This window comes from Corynebacterium variabile (assembly GCF_006539825.1).
In the GTDB taxonomy this organism is placed as follows: domain Bacteria; phylum Actinomycetota; class Actinomycetes; order Mycobacteriales; family Mycobacteriaceae; genus Corynebacterium; species Corynebacterium variabile.
Genome location: NZ_BJNT01000024.1, coordinates 1 through 16,890, shown reverse-complemented (window position 1 = coordinate 16,890; position 16,890 = coordinate 1). Strand labels below are relative to the sequence as shown.

The following is a 16,890-nucleotide window of genomic DNA, read 5'->3' as shown; positions in this document are numbered from 1 at the left end:
GTAGTATCAGCCGGGTGACGGACGGATTCGAGCAGTGGGTGGTCGGCCTGCCGGTGTGGTTCCAGACTCCGCTGGTCCTGGCCGCGTTGGCCCTGGCGGCGGTGGCGGTTGCCACGGCTCTGCTGTGGGTCCTGTTCCGTGTGCTGCCACGGGACGAATCCGAGCGAGAGGTGTTCGGGGAAAAGAAGGGAGGAGGTGACGCGCAGTGAAACATCATTCACGGGTGCGGCAAGCTCTTGTTCTCCTTATTATTTTCCTTGTAATAGTTTGGGCGGCAACTGCATTTTTCTGATTCCGGATTCGGCGTTTTTGCCCGCGACCGGTGTCCGACCGGTAAGTTCACATGTCGTTGGATTAATAATGTGTCACGAGCCACACTCAGACACTGAATGTAAGGAGAGACATGCAGGAGTACTCCTCGGAGGCCTTGTACACGATCGGTGAGAACGAGACCTGTCTGACCGTGCTGCGGGAGAACACCCGTCGTCGCCCGCAGACGGTCCTGTACAGCCGGCCCCGGAAATTCGAGTGGGTCGACGTCCGCGCCGACGAGTTCCTCCGCGAGGTGTACGACGTGGCCAAGGGTCTCATCGCCAACGGTGTCGGCCAGGGGGACCGCGTCGTCCTCATGTCGGACACCCGCTACGAGTGGAACCTCTTCGACTTCGCCATCATGGCCGCCGGTGCCGTCTCCGTGCCGGTCTACCCCTCCTCCTCCACCTCCCAGTGCGAGTGGATCGTCGAGGATTCCGGTGCCGTCATCGGAATCGCCGAGAAGTCCGGGCACGCCACCCGCCTGAACACCTTCGTCCACGCGACCGCCCCTGCCGAGGGTGCGCACCTGGACCGGGTGTTGTCGATCACCGACGGTGCCGTCGAGACCCTCACCGCCGAGGGTAAGGACATCTCCGACGACGAGGTCGAGGCCCGTATCGCCGCGACGAAGTCCTCCGATGTCGCCTCGCTGGTGTACACCTCCGGGACCACCGGTCGGCCCAAGGGCTGTCGCCTGCTGCACTCCAACTGGCTCGGTGAGGCACGTGCCATCCTCACCCACCCCATCGGCGGCATCGCCGTCGAGGGCAACCGTGCGTTGACCTTCCTGCCGCTGGCGCACGTCCTCTCCCGTGCCGTGTCCCTGGCCTCGACCCTCGGTGGCGCGACCCAGTCCCACTGGTCCGAGATGGCCACCCTGGTCCCGGAGTTCGCCCGTGCTCAGCCGCACCTCATCCTCGGCGTCCCCCGCGTCTTCGAGAAGGTCCACGCCGGTGTGAAGTCCAAGGCCGTCGACGGTGGCGGCATCGGTGCGAAGATCTTCCCGCTCGCCGAGAAGACCGCCGTGGAGTACTCCAAGGCTCTCGACACGAAGCAGGGCCCCGGTGCGTTGCTCAAGGCGAAGCGTGCCGTCTTCGACAAGCTCGTCTACGGCAAGGTCCGCGCCGCCATGGGTGGTTCCCTGCAGTACTGCATCTCCGGCGGTTCCGCGCTGAACCCGGAACTCATGCACTTCTTCCGTGGCATCGGCGTCCGGATCTACGAGGGTTACGGCATGACCGAGACTACCGCGGCTATTGCGGTGAACTTCGAACCGGACAACATCATCGGCACCGTCGGCAAGCCGGTCGGGGGCAACACCGTCCGCATCGCCGAGGACGGCGAGATCCTCATGAAGGGCACCGTCGTCTTCGACGGCTACTGGAACAACGAGGAGGCCACGAAGGACACCTTCGACGGGGACGGCTTCCTCAGATCCGGTGACCTCGGCGCGCTGCTGCCCACCGGTCACCTCAAGATCACCGGCCGCAAGAAGGAGATCATCGTCACCGCCGGCGGCAAGAATGTCTCCCCGGGGCCGTTGGAGGACATCCTCCGTTCTGCGCCGCTGATCTCCCAGGCCATGGTCGTCGGCGACGACCAGAAGTTCATCGGCAGCCTCATCACCCTCGACGAGGACGCCCTCCCCGCCTGGAAGAAGCGCAACAACGTCCCGGAGCACACCGGCGTCCTCGAGCTGGCGAAGAACCCGGTGCTGCGCGCCGAGATCCAGGACGCGATCAACGAGGCGAACGAGACCGTGTCCCACGCCGAGGGGATAAAGAAGTTCCGCATCTGCGCCCGCGACTTCACCGAGGAGGACGGCGAGATGACCCCGTCGATGAAGGTCAAGCGCTTCGTCGTCTCCCAGCACTTCGCTGACGACATCGCCTGGATCTACAACTCCCACTGACACACCTTTCACACCCGTCCCACCCCGGCCCCGCCTCCCGGTGCCGGGGTGTCCGCTGTCTTATGGTTGTCACGTTCCACACCGGCAAGACCCCCTGACGAGAGGAGACCGACGTGCACGATGCCGCGCGCCTGCGTCTCCGCGATCTCACCCAGGGGGTCTACGACATCGGCGACGAGATCGCGGAAGGCATCGACAATGTCGCGGCGTCCATGGCGGACTGGGACACCGGACTCGTCGACGACTGCATGCACGAACTCTCCGACGCTGTCGAGCAGGGACGCGGCGAGGTGCGGCAGTACCTCGCGGAGATCAACGGTCTGCGCCAGGCCTTCGTCTCCGGCGTGAACTCCGGCACGCTGTCGGCCTCTGAAGGGAACTACTTCCACCCGGGTCGCACCCTCTCCTTTCTCCATCCGCACCAGGACCCGCCGCCGGTGACCGTGCCGGCCGCCGTACCCACCAGCCCGGTGGTCAGCACCGCCACGCTGCGGATGTCGCTGCGCCGGCGGAACACCGAACTTGCCGCCGATCTCACAGAGCTCGCGGAGTGGGTTGTCGCGCAGACCGGGGAGGCGGTCGAGCACCAGAGTGTGCTGCTGCCCCAGTCCTTCGCCCGGTCGTGGACGCAGACCCGGGAGACCGTCGCCGCCTGGAAACGTGAGGTGGTCGGCGACCATCCCGTTCTCGTTGCCGAGATGCGTGGTGAGGCACCGCCGGAGTTCCTCGCCGAACGTGCCCGGGTCGAGCGGGTCCTGGCCAGGGTCCGGGCCCGGCGTCGGCGTTCAGCGGCCGGGTGAGTACCCTCGACCCCGTGGACACCGGCCTGTACATTCACGTCCCGTTCTGCACCACCCGCTGCGGATACTGTGACTTCAACACCTACACCCCCGGCGAGGACGGCACCTCGTCGGTCGGGACGTACCTCAACGCGCTGGAGGCCGAGCTCGACCGGGCCGCGGCCGAGTGGGACCGGCCGGGACCGCCGTCCACCGTCTTCCTCGGGGGAGGGACGCCCTCGCTGCTGGGGGCGGACGGCCTGACCCGCGTCCTGGGCGCGGTCCGACGCAGCCTGGGACTCGCCCCCGGTGCGGAGGTCACCACGGAGTCGAACCCGGAATCGACCTCCCCGGAGTTCTTCAGCGCCCTGCTCGAGGCGGGGTACACCCGGATCTCGTTGGGCATGCAGTCGGCGTCCGCCCATGTCCTCAAGGTGCTGGAACGCAACCACACCCCGGGGCGGGCGACCGCCGCGGCGCAGGAGGCACTCGCTGCCGGCTTCGACCACGTCAACCTCGACCTCATCTACGGAACGCCGACGGAAACCGACGATGACCTGCGACGAAGTATCGACGCCGCGCTGTCGACCGGGGTGGACCACATCTCGGCCTACTCGCTCATCGTCGAGGACGGCACCGCGATGGCCCGCAAGGTGCGCAAGGGGCAGCTGCCTGCCCCGGACGAGGACGTCTACGCCGACCGATACGAGATGATCGACGCGGCCCTGCAGGACGCCGGCATGGGCTGGTACGAGGTCTCCAACTGGTCGAGGCAGGGCGGGGAGTGCCGCCACAACCTCGTCTACTGGCGTGGCGGGCAGTGGTGGGGTGCCGGCCCCGGCGCCCACGGCTGTGTCCGGCTGCACGGTGACGGCAGCAGCACCGGCATCACCCGCCTGGTCAACGCGAAACTGCCGCGCCGCTATGCCGAGGCCCTGGCGTCGGGCGACTCTCCGGTGGTCACCACCGAGCCGCTCAGTGACGCCGACGTGCACACCGAACGCATCATGACGGGTCTGCGACTGGCCGAGGGACTGCCGGACGACATGGTCGCCCACGCACCGCAGGCTGTCGCCCGGCACGTCGGGCTCGGCCTGCTGGAGCAGGTCGACGGACGGACGCGGCTGACCGACGCAGGACGCCTGCTGGCCGACGGCATCATCACCGACATCCTCGTCGAAGAGGACGACTGAGACGACTAGACTGTCGGGCATGGCGAAAGTGAGTACGGCGGATCAGCGGCGCAGTGAAGTCCTGCGGGCCATCGTCGCCGACTTCATCTCCACGCAGGAACCGGTGGGGTCGAAGGCGCTCGTCGACAGGCACAGTCTCGGGGTGTCCTCGGCGACGGTGCGCAATGACATGGCGGTGCTGGAGTCCGAGGGATTCATCATCCAGCAGCACGCCAGCTCCGGGCGGATCCCGACCGAGAAGGCCTACCGGGTCTTCGTCGACGGCATCCACCGGATCAAGCCGCTGAGCCCGCCGGAACGCCGGGCGGTGCTCAGTTTCCTCGAGGACGGGGTGGACATGGAGGACGTGCTGCGCCGCAGTGTGCAGCTGCTCGCCCAGCTCACCCGCCAGGTCGCCGTCGCCCAGCTGCCCGACCTGCGGCGTGGTCGGGTCAAGCACTGTGAGGTCGTGCAGCTCGCGGACACCCGCCTGCTGCTCGTGCTCATCACGGACACCGGCCAGGTCGACCAGCGCAACGTGGACCTGATGACGGCCCTGCCCGCCGAGGACCTGCCGCGGCTACGGGACCTCATCAACGACACACTCGTCGGCCACACCCTCGACGACGCGTCGGCGGAGATCGCCGCGATGGCCGCCGGTGATGATCCGCGCGTCCCCGCCGAACTGCAGGACGCCGCCCTGACCTGCGCCACTGTCCTGGTCGACACCCTGCTCAACCGGCCGAACGACCGGCTGGTCATCGCCGGCACGCCGAATATCGTGCGGGTCGGGGAGCTCGAGGGCGTCCTCGATGCACTGGAGGAGCAGGTCGTGGTGCTGCGACTGTTGTCCGGTGTCCGCGACCTCGGTGACCTCAGCGTCAACGTCACCATCGGCGAGGAGAACTCGACCGCCGAGCTGCAGTCCGCGACGGTGGTGTCGACCGGGTACGGCTCGCGCGAGGCGGTGCTCGGCGGCATGGGTGTGCTGGGTCCGACGTACCTCGACTACCCTGGGACAATCAGTTCGGTGCATGCGGTCGCCCACTATGTGAGCAGGATACTGGCGGGGGAGTAGAATGCTCTGGAACCACTCCTAGAACGTAAAGGAAGCAGTATTCCCTTGGCTCGTGACTACTACGCCACCCTCGGCGTCGAGCATGACGCGACGGACGCCGAGATCAAGAAGGCCTACCGTCGACTCGCCCGCAAGTACCACCCGGACGTGAACCCCTCCGAGGAAGCCGCGGAAAAGTTCCGCGAGGCGTCCGTCGCGCAGGAGGTCCTGACCGACCCCGAGAAGCGACGCATCGTCGACGCCGGCGGAGACCCCCAGGATCCCGGCTACGGCCGAGGTGCCCCCGGCGGCTTCGGCGGCGGCGGATTCGGTGACATCTTCGACGCCTTCTTCGGTGGCGGAGCAACCGGTGGCGGCCCGCGGGCCTCCCGGGTGCGTCCCGGCAATGACGCACTGCTGCGCATGGAGCTCACGCTGGAGGAGTGCTTCAGCGGTGTCCAGCGTGAGGTGACGGTGGACACCGCCGTGCTCTGTGACGTCTGCGACGGCACCGGCTCGAAGACGAAGGCCGATCCGGACACCTGCCCGACCTGTCAGGGTCAGGGCCAGGTCATGGAGATCCAGCAGTCCATCCTCGGCCGTGTCCAGGTCGCCCGGGCCTGCCCGCGGTGCCAGGGCACCGGCGAGATCATCCCGGATCCCTGTGAGGAGTGCGCCGGTGACGGCCGGGTCAAGGCCCGCCGTGACATCCCGGTGAACATCCCCGCCGGTATCCGCGACGGTATGCGTATCCGCATGTCCGGCAAGGGTGAGGTCGGCCCCGGCGGTGGACCTGCCGGTGACCTCTACGTCGAGGTCAATGTCGCCGAGCACCCGTGCTTCGTGCGGGAGGACGACGACCTGCACGTGACCGTCCACGTCCCGATGGTGGACGCCGCCCTGGGTACCAGTGTCGACGTGGGGATGCTCGACGGCTCGACCACCACCGTCGCCGTGGATCCCGGCACCCAGCCGGAGGCCGTGGTGCGCGTCAAGGGTGCCGGTATGCCGCACCTGCGCCGCGAGGGCGCCGGCCACCTCATCGCGCATGTCGATGTCACCGTGCCTACCGACCTCGACAAGCGTTCCCGTGAGCTCCTCGAGGAACTGCAGAACAGGTCCGGCGAGACCGCCGGTGTGCGCACCACCGAGAACGAGCGCTCCGGCGGCCTGTTCTCGCGGCTGCGCGGGAAGTTCAGCAGGTAACCGGTGACTGATCCCGTCTTTCTCGTCCCGGACCTCGCCGACCAGCTGGAACGGGTCGGGGAGGTCGGTCAGTTCACACTGCCCGCCGCCGAGGCGAAGCACGCCGCCGTCAAGCGGATCCGCACCGGGGAACCGGTGGTGCTCACCGACGGTTCCGGGCGGGGGGTCAGTGCCGCGTTCGGCACCGCGGACACGGTGACAGGTTCCGGTGTGCTGCCGGCCCGGTCGCCGCGTCCGCGGGTCACGGTGGTGCAGGCGATCCCGAAGTCCGAGCGTTCCGAGCTCGCCGTCGATCTGGCCGTGCAGGCCGGGGCAGACCGGATCATCCCGTGGCAGTCCGACCGCTGTATCGCGAAGTGGGACGGGAAGCCCGGTAAGGCCGAGAAGGCCCGGGCGAAGTGGGAGGCCGCGGCGGTCTCCGCGATGAAGCAGTCCCGTCGGCTCGACGGGGCCCATGTCGGTGACCTGCTCACCGACATCGACGACCTGGCGGACGCCCTCGCCGACCGGCCGTGGGCGGAGCCCGTCGACAGCGTCCTGATCCTGGTGCTGCACGAGGAGGCTGCGACCCCGCTGGTGCAGCTCGACCTCGACGTCGACGAGATCGTCCTCGTCATCGGACCAGAGGGCGGGGTCTCGCCGCGTGAGGTGGAGGCCGGGCAGCCGGTCGTGCTGGGACCGGAAGTGTACCGGACCGCCAGCGCCGCCGCCGTCGCCCTCGGTGCGATCGGAGTGCTCACCTCGCGGTGGGCGCGATAGACTGCAACGGTCGGAAGAAGTACACAGGAGAAATGTGAAGCAACCACCGAGGCGCATCGCCTCCACCACGGTCGAACTCGACCCGGCCACCGCACAGGCCGTCGCCGGCACCGCCGACGAGAACCTGCGCATCATCGAGGACCATGTCGCCGCCGACCTGCTGAGCCGCGGCAACCACGTCACCCTGCGCGGCGAGGCCGCCCAGGTCTCCCGCGCCCGCCGCGTCCTGCGGGAACTCGAGTCCATGGCCTCCCGTGGGCACGTCATCACCCCCGATCTCACGCGACGCGCCGTCGACCTCGTCGACGACGATGACGCCGAGACCACGCCGGTGACCGCGGCCACGACCCTGACCAGCATCGCCGGAGACGCCATTGTCACCCGTCGGGGGAAGTCCGTGCGCCCGAAGTCCCAGGGCCAGCGCGACTACGTCGACGCCATCGACCGGTCGACCGTCGTCGTCGGTGTCGGCCCGGCCGGTACCGGCAAGACCTACCTCGCCGTCGCCAAGGCCGTCCAGGCCCTGCAGAAGCGCGAGGTCACCCGTATCATCCTCACCCGGCCCGCGGTGGAGGCCGGCGAGAAGCTCGGCTTCCTGCCGGGCACCCTCGGTGAGAAGATCGACCCCTACCTGCGCCCGCTGTACGACGCCCTGGGGGACATGCTCGACCCGGAGGCCGTGCCCAAGCTCATCGAGTCCGGTGTCATCGAGATCGCCCCGCTGGCGTACATGCGCGGCCGCACCCTCAACGGTGCGTTCGTCATCCTCGACGAGGCACAGAACACCACCCCGGCGCAGATGAAGATGTTCCTCACCCGGCTGGGCTTCGGGTCGAAGATCGTCGTGACTGGTGACCTGTCCCAGGTCGACCTGCCCCGCCACCAGGTCAGCGGCCTGACCGTGGCCCGGCAGGTGCTGTCGGGCATCGACGGGGTCACCGTCACCCGGTTCGACAGTTCCGACGTGGTCCGCCACCACCTGGTCGGACGCATCATCGAGGCCTATGACCTGTTCGAGGCGGAACAGGAAGGAGACAAGGCATGAGTATCGAGGTCTACAACGAGTCCGGCATGGGCGAGGTGAACGAGGAGGAGCTCATCGACGTCGCCCGCTTCGCCCTGTGGAGCCTGGACGTCCACTCCAGTGCGGAACTGTCGATCCACATCGTGGACCTGGAGACGATCGCCGACCTCCACGTCCGCTGGCTCGACCTGCCGGGACCGACCGATGTGATGAGTTTCCCGATGGACGAGCTCACCCCCGGCTGGGGACGCAAGGACGGCCCGCCGCCGGGGCCCGGTGTGCTCGGCGACATCATGCTGTGCCCCGATTTCGCCCAGGGGCAGGCGGACAAGGCAGGCCACCCGCTGGCCCATGAGCTCGACCTGCTCACCGTGCACGGCGTCCTCCATCTCCTCGGTTTCGACCATGTCGTGCCGGAGGAGGAGCAGCGCATGTTCGCGCTGCAGAACGAGATCCTCGCCAACTGGTACGACTCGCAGGAGGAGCGGGGCGTGAGCTTCGCCCCGAAGCCCACCGGCGCCGGGGCGTTCCCGACCGCCGCTGACAGGGACGACTCCGCCGACTCATGACCGGACTCACCCTTGTCGTCCTGCTCGCCGTCGCCGCCGTGGTGGTGCCGGTGGCCGGTGTGGTCTCCTCGGTGGAGACCGCGCTCGCGCAGCTCTCGGTCGCCCGCGTCGAGTCGCTCGTCAAGGATGAACGCCCCGGGGCCGCCCGGCTGCAGCGGGTCATCGACAACCGACCCGACCACATCAACCTCCTGGTGCTCATCCGCACCGTGCTGGAGGCCGGCGCCGCAGTCCTGGTGACCATCGTCGCCGAGGACCTCATCGAACCCACGGGATGGGCCGTCGCCGTGGCGGTGGTCGTGGCGTCCCTGCTGATCTACGTCATCGTCGGCGTCATCTCGCGGACCGCAGGACGCCGCAACCCTTACTCGCTGTCGCTGAAGGCGGCACCGGTGCTGCTGGTATCGGCGAAGATCCTGTCGCCGATCTCCCGGCTGCTCATCCGCGTCGGCGGCCTGTTCGCCGGTGGCGGTGCATTGAAGGCCGGCCCGTTCGCCTCCGAGATCGAGCTGCGCGAGGCCGTGGACATCGCCTCGGAGCGCGGCGTCGTGGAGGTCGACGAGCAGAAGATGATCCAGTCCGTCTTCGACCTCGGGACCACGACCGTGCGCACGGTGATGGTGCCGCGGCCGGAAATGGTGTGGATCGAACAGCACAAGACCGCCGACCAGGCGACACGGCTGTGCATCCGGTCCGGACTGTCGCGTGTGCCGGTGGTCGGGGAAAGCGTCGACGACGTCGTCGGCGTGGTCTACCTCAAGGACCTCGTCACCGCCACCTTCGACGCCCCGGCGGAGCAGCGCTCGGTCCCGGTCAGCGATCTCATGCGCGAACCCTTCTTCGTCCCGGACTCCCGGATGCTGGCCGATCTGCTGGAGGACATGCAACGCGACCAGATCCACATCGCCGTCCTCATCGACGAGTACGGCGGCACCTCCGGGCTGGTGAGTATCGAGGACATCCTGGAGGAGATCGTCGGTGAGATCAGCGACGAGTACGATCACGGCGACGTCGGCGATGTCGAGGCTCTCGGCCCCGGCGAGTTCCGGGTCGTGTCCTGGCTTAGCCTCGACGACCTGAGGGAACTCTACGAGGACACCGGCGTGGAGTTCGACGAGGAAGAGTACGAGGATGTCGAGACCGTCGCCGGCCTCGTCGCCTTCGAACTCGACCGTGTCCCGCTGCCGGGCGCGGAGGTCGATGTCGCCGGACTGCACCTCGTGTGTGAGGGCGGACGGGACCGACGTGGCAGGATCAAGGTACGCACCATCGTGGTGACCGGGCCGGTACGGCCCGAGCAGAGCGAAGACAACCGCGTGAACAGCGCGCCAGACACAGACAACGGAGCAACCGATGAGCAGTGACAGTTTCGACTTCCCCGATATCCCGGAGGACCTGCCCGACGCTGCCGCGGCACCGGTCGACTTCAGCACGCCGGACGGCTTCCGCAGTGGCTTCGTGAGCTTCGTGGGTCGGCCGAACACCGGCAAGTCCACGCTGACCAACGCCCTGGTCGGGGAGAAGATCGCGATCACCGCCGATCAGCCGGAGACGACCCGCCACCCGATCCGCGGTATCGTCCACCGGCGGGACTCCCAGGTCATCGTCGTCGACACCCCTGGTCTGCACCGGCCGCGCACCCTGCTCGGCGAGCGGCTCAACGAGGTCGTCAAGGAGACCTACGCCGACGTCGACGTCATCGGCCTGTGTATCCCCGCCGACGAGAAGATCGGCCCCGGTGACCGGTGGATCCTCGACGCGGTGCGGGCCTCGGCACCGAAGACCCCGGTCATCGGCATCGTCACCAAGCTCGACAAGACGTCCAAGGACCAGGTCGGTGCGCAGCTCATGGAGCTGCACGATCTGCTGGACGGTGGCGAGGTGATCCCGGTCTCCGCCAAGGAGCAGGTGCAGCTGGACGTCCTGCTGGACGTCATCACCGAGCAACTGCCGGAGGGCCCGAAGTTCTACCCCGACGACCACATCACCGACGACGACCGCGACACCCGCATGTCCGAGCTGATCCGTGAGGCCGCCCTGTCCGGCCTGCACGACGAGCTGCCGCACTCGGTGGCCGTGCAGATCGACGAGGTCTTCCCCTCCGAGGAGCGCGAGGGCGTCCTCGAGATCCACGCCGTGATCTTCCTCGAGCGTGAGGGCCAGAAGAGGATCCTGCGCGGTAAGGACAACCGTCGTTGGGGCCGGATCATCCACAACTCCCGGAAATCGCTCATTGACCTGCTGGGCCAGAACGTCTTCCTCGACCTGCGGATGAAGGTCGCGAAGAACTGGCAGTCCGACCCGAAGCAGCTCGGCAAGCTCGGGTTCTGAGAGATGGCCCGTCCCAACTACCGGGACGAGGCCTTCGTCGTCCGCACCCACGACCTGGGCGAGGCCGACCAGATCATCGTCCTGCTCACCCGCCACCACGGCATCGTCCGTGGCGTGGCCAAGGGGGTGCGCCGGACGAAGTCGCGGTTCGGCGCCCGGCTCGACCGGTTCTGCCGGGTGGATGTGCTCATCTACCCGGGCCGCAACCGGGCGAAGATCGACGGTGGACTGGCGACTCTGTCGGACACCGCCGCGGTGCGGACCTACGCCCCGCCGATCGTCGCCGACGTCGACCGGTACTACGCTGCGGTGGCAATGCTGGAGATCGCCGAACTGACGGTCCGCGGGGACTACGGGGAGGGGGAGGACGCCACCCGGATCTTCGACCTGCTGGACGCCGCACTGCGGGATCTCGGGGTCTCGCCGCTGCCCCCCCGAACGCAGGCGGACCGTCTCGTACTGCAGGTACTGGAGGTCGCCGGTTGGGCGTCCTCCCTGGTGGACTGTGCCCAGTGCGGGGCGCGGGGGCCACACCGGGCCTTCCACCCGCACGCCGGGGGAGCGGTGTGTGTGCGCTGCCGGCCGCCGGGTGCGGTGGAGCCTGATCCCGCGGCGGTGCGTGCCCTGTGGTGGTTGGCGCACGGGCGAGAGGCGGCGGTGGCTGAACTGGCGGCCTCGCCCGGGGGGACGCAGACCCTGGCGTCCTCCCACCGGCTGCTGCTGGCGCACACAAGGTACCAGACGGAGAGCGGCTGTCCGGCCTACGCGGCCCTGTAGACTCAGGTGCCGTGAATGCCTCCGAGTCGCGCCCCGAGATCCCTGCCGAACTGATCCCCCGCCACATCGCCCTGGTGATGGACGGTAACGGCAGGTGGGCCACCCAACAGGGGCTGCCGCGCACCGAGGGGCACAAGCGGGGCGAGGCCGTACTCATGGACATGGTCGACGAGTGCCTGGAGCTGGGGGTGGACGTGCTCAGCGCCTACGCCTTCTCCACGGAGAACTGGCGTCGCAGCGCCGATGAGGTGCGCTTCCTCATGGGCTTCAACCGGGACGTGCTGCGGCGACGCCGGGACGAACTGGACGCCAAGGGCGTGCGCGTGCGCTGGGCCGGGCGGCGACCCCGGCTGTGGCGCTCGGTGATCTCCGAGCTGGAGAAGGCCGAGGTACAGACGAAGGACAACACGAGGATGACCCTCGTGATGTGCGTGAACTACGGTGGGCGCGCGGAACTGACGGACGCCGCCCGGGCGATCGCCGGTGATGTCGCCGCCGGGAAGCTGAAACCCCGCGAGGTCAACGAGAACGTCGTCGAGAGTTATCTCGATGAGCCGGGGCTGCCGGATGTCGACCTGTTCCTGCGTCCCTCCGGGGAGCAGCGGATCTCGAACTTTCTGCTGTGGCAGTCCGCCTACGCCGAGATGGTGTACCAGGACGTGCTGTTCCCGGACTACACGCGGGCGGACCTGAAGGACGCCGTGTACGAGTACGCGCGGCGCGACCGGCGCTTCGGAGGTGTGAAATGACGGAGCCGGAGAAGCAGCCCACGCGACAGGAGCTCAGGCGGTGGCGCCGCTACCTCGCCGACGAACGTGCCGAGGGGGCGGTGTACCGCGAACTCGCCCGGAAGAAGACCGGTGAGGAGCGCGAGATCCTGCTGGGGATCGCGGAGGCGGAGTCCCGCCACGAGCAGTACTGGCGTGACCGCCTGGGCGACGAGGTCGGGCTGCCGCTGCGTGCCAGCCTGAGTACCCGATTGACCGCGTGGATGGCCCGACGGTTCGGGTCGGTGTTCGTCCTGGCACTCATGCAGTCCGCCGAGGACCGGAACAACTACCTCACCGACTCCGAGCGCAGTGACGATCTGGCGACGATGGCCGCCGACGAGAAGATCCACGCAGAGATCGTCCGTGGCCTGGCGACCCGGGGCCGCTCGCGGATGTCCGGCGACTTCCGGGCGGCGATCTTCGGCGCGAATGACGGGCTGGTCTCCAACTTCGCCCTCGTGCTGGGCATGTACGGTGCCGGTGCCGGGCAGTCGACCATGCTCGCCGCCGGTATCGCCGGCCTGCTCTCCGGCGCGCTGTCGATGGCGGCCGGCGAGTATGTGTCGGTGACCTCCCAGAAGGAACTGCTGGACGCGTCCATCCCGGATCCGGGGACGAAGGAGGCGCTGCCGAAGCTCGACGTGGAACGCAATGAGCTGGAACTCGTCTACCGTGCCCGCGGCATGGAGCCCGAGGCCGCGCAGGAGAAGGCGCACCTCGTCTTCGAACGGATGAGTGACGTCAACGACGCCCTTGCCGTGGAGACCGACGGGGAGCCCGTGGCTGACGGCGCGCAGGCCGAGGTCGAGCAGGGCGGGTCGGGGCTGTCCGCGGCACTGTCGAGCTTCCTGTGCTTCGCCGCAGGATCGGTCATCCCGGTGCTGCCGCTGATCTTCGGCATGACCGGACTCAGTTCGATGGTGGTGGCTGCGGTGCTCGTGGGCGTCGCCCTGCTGTGCACCGGTGCCCTGGTGGGGCTGCTGTCCGGCAAGCCGCCGCTGATGCGTGCGCTGCGTCAGCTGGCGATCGGCCTGGGGGCGGCCGCCGTGACCTTCGCGTTGGGTAACGTCTTCGACGTAGCTACCGGCTAGCGGAGGCCGCGCAGTCCGGGCACAGACCGAAGACGTCGGCAGTGTGCCCGGTGACGGTGAACCCGTGCGCGGCGGCGACTGTGGCGGCCCAGGATTCGACCGGTCCACCGTCGATCTCGACGGTCTTCCGGCACGAGGTGCAGACCAGGTGGTGATGGTGATGGTCGGTGGTGCAGCTGCGGTAGAGCATCTCCCCGGAATCGTCCTGGAGAGTGTCGACCATGCCCGCGGCAGTGAGCTGCTGGAGGGTGCGGTACACCGTGGTCAGGCCAACTTTCCGGCCGTCGGCGGTGAGGGCGGAGTGGATGTCCTGGGCACTGGTGAAACTGGTCAGTTCACCGAGTGCCGCGACCACCGCGGTGCGTTGCTTCGTGGTGCGCTGACCGATGCGGGGGAGGGCTCCTGATGTGTCTCGTGCAGTGTCCATGATGACCCCACCCTAATCCCCGGACGAAGTATTTGACAGACCTTCCGACGGAACGTAGATTAGTGGCAGTTCCCCGGTCGCGGGCGTTAACCCCCCCCCAACGCCCGCGGCCACTTTACGGGGGACAAGGCCCCATCCTTTCGAGGACAGCGTGGCCGGGGCCCGCGATAATCCCCCCCAACTTCGCGGGCCCTTTTTTAATGCCTTTTTCCGGTGGGTACCCCGGGAAGTGGCTTCGGCGTGGAACCCCGGTAGGATGGTCCTGATTATCCACCGTGAGCCTCTCGAGGAGCGTGCCGAAACACATGACGTCCAGCAGCATCGATACCGTCGTCAACCTCTGTAAGCGCAGGGGCCTGGTCTTCCCGGCCGGCGAGATCTACGGCGGTACCCGCTCCGCCTGGGACTACGGTCCCCTGGGCGTGGAGCTCAAGGAGAACATCAAGCGCCAGTGGTGGCGTCACATGGTGACCTCCCGCAAGGATGTCGTCGGTGTGGACACCTCGGTCATCCAGCCGCGTCAGGTCTGGGAGGCCTCCGGCCACGTCAAGGTCTTCACCGACCCCCTGGTCGAGTCCCTCTACACCCACAAGCGTTACCGTGCCGACCACCTCCTCGAGGCCTACGAGGAGAAGCACGGCCACGAGGCCCCCAACGGCCTGGCGGACATCAACGACCCGGACACCGGCCAGCCCGGCAAGTGGACCGAGCCGAAGGCCTTCTCCGGTCTGATGAAGACCTACCTGGGTCCGGTGGACGACAAGGAGGGTCTGCACTACCTGCGTCCGGAGACCGCCCAGGGCATCTTCATCAACTTCAAGAACGTCATGGGTGCGTCCCGGTCGAAGCCGCCGTTCGGTATCGCGAACACCGGCAAGTCTTTCCGCAACGAGATCACCCCGGGCAACTTCATCTTCCGTACACGCGAGTTCGAGCAGATGGAGATGGAGTTCTTCGTCAAGCCGGGTGAGGACGAGGAATGGCACCAGAAGTGGATCGACGACCGGTACAACTGGTACGTCAACCTGGGTATCGACCCGGAGAACCTGCGTCTGTTCGAGCACCCGCAGGAGAAGCTGTCCCACTACTCCAAGCGCACCGTGGACGTGGAGTACGCCTTCGGCTTCACCGGCTCCAAGTGGGGCGAGCTGGAGGGCATCGCCAACCGCACCGACTACGATCTGAAGACCCACATGGAGCACTCCGGTGAGGACCTGTCGTTCTTCGACCAGGCCACCGGCGAGCGCTGGATCCCCTACGTGATCGAGCCGGCGGCGGGCCTGGGTCGCGCCATGATGGCCTTCCTGGTGGACGCCTACTCCGAGGACGAGGCCCCGAACACCAAGGGTGGCGTCGACAAGCGTGTCGTCCTGCGCCTGGACCGTCGCCTCTCCCCGGTGAAGGTCGCCGTGCTCCCGCTGTCCAAGAAGGAGACGTTGACCCCGACCGCCGAGAAGATCGCCGATGACCTCCGCGCGCTGTGGAACGTCGACTACGACACCTCCGGTGCCATCGGACGCCGCTACCGTCGCCAGGACGAGATCGGCACCCCGTTCTGCGTGACCGTCGACTTCGACACCCTCGAGGACAACGCGGTGACCGTGCGCGAGCGCGACACGATGAACCAGGAGCGCGTCAGCCTGGACAAGCTGCAGAGCTACCTCGCCGCCGAGCTCGCCGGCTGCTAGTCCGGACACGACATGCCGAATCCGGACATCCGCTGGACCGCGCCGTCAGACGGTCACACCTTCCCGATCTACGCCGGCGCTGTCGCCGACATGGAGCGGGTCGGTGAGTTCTGCGTCGAGCGCGACACGGCCACCCTCCGCTTCGCCGGGGACACCTGGCAGCTGGAGGCGGGTAAGCAGCCGGTGATGCGGGCGACCACCTCGCCGGACACCGGCTCCCAGGTCTTCACCGCCACCGGGGACGCCGAGTCCTTCGGCCGGTCGAAGAACGTGCTCTGCACGGTCGACCGTCACCAGGTGGTGGTGCACCAGGAGTCGCGCAAGGAGTTCATCATCCTCGACGCCTCCGGTAAGGGTGGTCCGGGGCAGGAGGAGCTGGATCTCGCCGCGGCGACGAAGATCGGTCAGTTCCAGTCAGAGTCCGGGGCGCTGAAGAACATCCACGTGCAGTTCGAGGGTGCGGGGCAGTCCCTGCCCCTGGACGCGCAGGTCTTCATCTCCTGGGTGGCACGGCACATGATGGAGTCGCGGGTGATCTCCTCGACGTGGGCGATCACGATCTTCCTGGTCATCCTCATCCCGTTGATCGTGCTGTACCTCATCGGGGTGCTGTAGGGGCCTGGGCGGCTTCCAATCACGGGGGAAACCCCGGGTCGGTGAAAGTGTTACCGGTTTCTGCCGGTTGAACTTTCCGCGACCTGGGGTTTTGTCAGTTCGCCAGGACGAAGGCCGGTAATACTTTCGGGGTACGGTCAGACATGGCTGTCGATCAAAGGAGGCGTTGAGGTCATGGCGCCGAACCGGGGCACGGTGCGAAACGTACTGGACGAGATTCATGAGATGCGGGACTGGATACCCCTGACAGGAGCACCCGGGGCGAATGACTATAACGCGAACTGTGCAGGCCGCGAGGAAGTTCTGGAACTTGTGGAGTGCATCTTCTCCGACAGTCGGGTCTATACCGGCACCATTGAACCCGACACTGCGTGGAACTATCTCACTCCGCTGCCCCC

Annotated in this window: 18 protein-coding genes; 17 read left to right on the top strand and 1 reads right to left on the bottom strand. The window is 67.5% G+C overall.

Translation table 11 applies throughout. From position 1 onward, the window contains the following. The first annotated feature begins 14 nt into the window (after positions 1-14). The 14 genes from CVA01_RS12950 (at position 15) to CVA01_RS12885 (ending at position 13,762) form a co-directional block, all read left to right on the top strand. A complete protein-coding gene (locus tag CVA01_RS12950) occupies positions 15-209 on the top strand; it encodes a hypothetical protein (protein WP_014009592.1) in 195 nt (64 codons plus the stop codon). Between the two features lie 194 nt (positions 210-403). Then, positions 404-2,227 carry an AMP-dependent synthetase/ligase gene (locus CVA01_RS12945; protein ID WP_141331258.1) on the top strand — a complete coding sequence of 608 codons (1,824 nt, stop codon included), beginning with the start codon at positions 404-406 and terminating at the stop codon, positions 2,225-2,227. A gap of 113 nt (positions 2,228-2,340) precedes the next feature. Then, the gene (locus CVA01_RS12940; RefSeq protein WP_014009594.1) at positions 2,341-3,027 is read left to right on the top strand and encodes a hypothetical protein; all 687 of its coding nucleotides are present in this window, start codon (positions 2,341-2,343) and stop codon (positions 3,025-3,027) included. 14 nt (positions 3,028-3,041) lie between these two features. After that, positions 3,042-4,199 (top strand): radical SAM family heme chaperone HemW, encoded by a 1,158-nt coding sequence (gene hemW, locus CVA01_RS12935; RefSeq protein ID WP_141331255.1) that lies wholly within the window; start codon positions 3,042-3,044, stop codon positions 4,197-4,199. A gap of 19 nt (positions 4,200-4,218) precedes the next feature. Further along, a complete protein-coding gene (hrcA, locus tag CVA01_RS12930) occupies positions 4,219-5,256 on the top strand; it encodes a heat-inducible transcriptional repressor HrcA (RefSeq protein WP_141331253.1) in 1,038 nt (345 codons plus the stop codon). Between the two features lie 45 nt (positions 5,257-5,301). Continuing rightward, positions 5,302-6,441, top strand: a complete 1,140-nt coding sequence (dnaJ, locus tag CVA01_RS12925; protein WP_041629905.1) for a molecular chaperone DnaJ — start codon at positions 5,302-5,304, stop codon at positions 6,439-6,441. Between the two features lie 3 nt (positions 6,442-6,444). Further along, positions 6,445-7,200, top strand: coding sequence for a 16S rRNA (uracil(1498)-N(3))-methyltransferase (locus CVA01_RS12920; protein WP_141331251.1), 756 nt, complete (start codon positions 6,445-6,447; stop codon positions 7,198-7,200). 34 nt (positions 7,201-7,234) lie between these two features. Beyond that, positions 7,235-8,245 carry a PhoH family protein gene (locus CVA01_RS12915; RefSeq protein WP_141331249.1) on the top strand — a complete coding sequence of 337 codons (1,011 nt, stop codon included), beginning with the start codon at positions 7,235-7,237 and terminating at the stop codon, positions 8,243-8,245. After that, complete coding sequence (gene ybeY, locus CVA01_RS12910) at positions 8,242-8,793, top strand: rRNA maturation RNase YbeY (protein WP_041629906.1); 552 nt, start codon at positions 8,242-8,244, stop codon at positions 8,791-8,793. Before CVA01_RS12915 ends, ybeY begins: the two co-directional genes overlap by 4 nt. Then, positions 8,790-10,157, top strand: a complete 1,368-nt coding sequence (locus CVA01_RS12905) for a hemolysin family protein (RefSeq protein WP_041629907.1) — start codon at positions 8,790-8,792, stop codon at positions 10,155-10,157. The genes ybeY and CVA01_RS12905 overlap by 4 nt, the downstream gene beginning before the upstream one ends. Next, positions 10,147-11,124, top strand: coding sequence for a GTPase Era (era, locus tag CVA01_RS12900; protein WP_244938307.1), 978 nt, complete (start codon positions 10,147-10,149; stop codon positions 11,122-11,124). The genes CVA01_RS12905 and era overlap by 11 nt, the downstream gene beginning before the upstream one ends. Positions 11,125-11,127: 3 nt before the next feature. Continuing rightward, a complete protein-coding gene (gene recO / locus CVA01_RS12895; protein WP_141331247.1) occupies positions 11,128-11,901 on the top strand; it encodes a DNA repair protein RecO in 774 nt (257 codons plus the stop codon). 11 nt (positions 11,902-11,912) lie between these two features. Next, entirely contained in the window at positions 11,913-12,650 is a 738-nt protein-coding gene (locus CVA01_RS12890) for an isoprenyl transferase (protein WP_141331245.1), read from the top strand. After that, a complete protein-coding gene (locus tag CVA01_RS12885; RefSeq protein WP_141331243.1) occupies positions 12,647-13,762 on the top strand; it encodes a VIT1/CCC1 transporter family protein in 1,116 nt (371 codons plus the stop codon). Before CVA01_RS12890 ends, CVA01_RS12885 begins: the two co-directional genes overlap by 4 nt. Here the strand turns inward: CVA01_RS12885 and CVA01_RS12880 are convergent. After that, positions 13,752-14,189 (bottom strand): Fur family transcriptional regulator, encoded by a 438-nt coding sequence (locus tag CVA01_RS12880; RefSeq protein ID WP_014009606.1) that lies wholly within the window; start codon positions 14,187-14,189, stop codon positions 13,752-13,754. The genes CVA01_RS12885 and CVA01_RS12880 overlap by 11 nt on opposite strands. 305 nt (positions 14,190-14,494) lie before the next feature. On the opposite strand from CVA01_RS12880, the gene CVA01_RS12875 reads away from it, so the two are divergent. From CVA01_RS12875 to CVA01_RS15125, 3 genes are all read left to right on the top strand, one after another. Next, complete coding sequence (locus CVA01_RS12875; protein WP_014009607.1) at positions 14,495-15,877, top strand: glycine--tRNA ligase; 1,383 nt, start codon at positions 14,495-14,497, stop codon at positions 15,875-15,877. Between the two features lie 12 nt (positions 15,878-15,889). Further along, a complete protein-coding gene (locus tag CVA01_RS12870; RefSeq protein WP_073884690.1) occupies positions 15,890-16,492 on the top strand; it encodes a hypothetical protein in 603 nt (200 codons plus the stop codon). 174 nt (positions 16,493-16,666) lie between these two features. After that, positions 16,667-16,890, top strand: a 224-nt coding sequence (locus CVA01_RS15125) for a hypothetical protein (protein ID WP_218024588.1), incomplete at its 3' end; no start/stop codon positions are given.

What these genes read in the sequence shown, in the direction of transcription:
- CVA01_RS12945 (WP_141331258.1), top strand. Translation starts at nt 404, where the DNA reads ATGCAGGAGTACTCCTCGGAGGCCTTGTACACGATCGGTGAGAACGAG.
- hrcA (WP_141331253.1), top strand. Translation starts at nt 4,219, where the DNA reads ATGGCGAAAGTGAGTACGGCGGATCAGCGGCGCAGTGAAGTCCTGCGG.
- ybeY (WP_041629906.1), top strand. Translation starts at nt 8,242, where the DNA reads ATGAGTATCGAGGTCTACAACGAGTCCGGCATGGGCGAGGTGAACGAG.
- CVA01_RS12905 (WP_041629907.1), top strand. Translation starts at nt 8,790, where the DNA reads ATGACCGGACTCACCCTTGTCGTCCTGCTCGCCGTCGCCGCCGTGGTG.
- era (WP_244938307.1), top strand. Translation starts at nt 10,147, where the DNA reads ATGAGCAGTGACAGTTTCGACTTCCCCGATATCCCGGAGGACCTGCCC.
- recO (WP_141331247.1), top strand. Translation starts at nt 11,128, where the DNA reads ATGGCCCGTCCCAACTACCGGGACGAGGCCTTCGTCGTCCGCACCCAC.
- CVA01_RS12885 (WP_141331243.1), top strand. Translation starts at nt 12,647, where the DNA reads ATGACGGAGCCGGAGAAGCAGCCCACGCGACAGGAGCTCAGGCGGTGG.
- CVA01_RS12880 (WP_014009606.1), bottom strand. Translation starts at nt 14,189, where the DNA reads ATGGACACTGCACGAGACACATCAGGAGCCCTCCCCCGCATCGGTCAG.
- CVA01_RS12875 (WP_014009607.1), top strand. Translation starts at nt 14,495, where the DNA reads ATGACGTCCAGCAGCATCGATACCGTCGTCAACCTCTGTAAGCGCAGG.
- CVA01_RS12870 (WP_073884690.1), top strand. Translation starts at nt 15,890, where the DNA reads ATGCCGAATCCGGACATCCGCTGGACCGCGCCGTCAGACGGTCACACC.